Origin of the sequence: Niastella populi, assembly GCF_002078015.1 — a bacterium.
In the GTDB taxonomy this organism is placed as follows: Bacteria; Bacteroidota; Bacteroidia; order Chitinophagales; family Chitinophagaceae; genus Niastella; species Niastella populi.
The window spans coordinates 1-471 of sequence record NZ_LWBP01000152.1 but is presented as its reverse complement, the minus strand read 5'-3'; the positions used below and the strand labels follow the sequence as shown (position 1 = coordinate 471).

1 protein-coding gene is annotated in these 471 nt (G+C 38.4%); it reads right to left on the bottom strand.

Annotation, left to right across the window (positions count from 1 at the left end; genetic code table 11):
- Window positions 1–223: 223 nt before the first annotated feature.
- Window positions 224–471, bottom strand: a 248-nt coding sequence (locus tag A4R26_RS13685; RefSeq protein WP_207625746.1) for an RteC domain-containing protein, incomplete at its 5' end; no start/stop codon positions are given.

Here is a 471-nt window from a genome sequence, read left to right as displayed (position 1 = left end):
GGCTATGTTGTATGTGTTTGTCATGGTGATCTGTATTATGATCACAAAGCTGGGGCGTTTGCGCGGGATGATTTATCGTGGTATTATCAATTGATATAGACTTTATTTTTGCAACAGGTGTTAAAAAATTGCAACAAAAAAGGCATGCATGAAGTAGTATACTACAGCCATGCATGCCCGCTTATACAAAATTTTTCCGGTATAATTTATCAATTGATAATAGCTATTTTAGCTGATCCTGGTCATCTAACTGGTCTAAATACCTGATTAGGCCAGTCTTCAATTCATCAAGACATTTAGTGACCTTACCTTTTCGTTCCCCAATCTGGAAGAATAAACGCTGGTAGTGGTGCAGATCTTTCTGAAACGCTGTTGACAGAAATGTCATTATATCCTTGATAGAAGCCTTACCGTTGTTAAAAAAGCCGCTGGCATACAGTGCATACCCCAGTTCAACAATATCGGTAATCG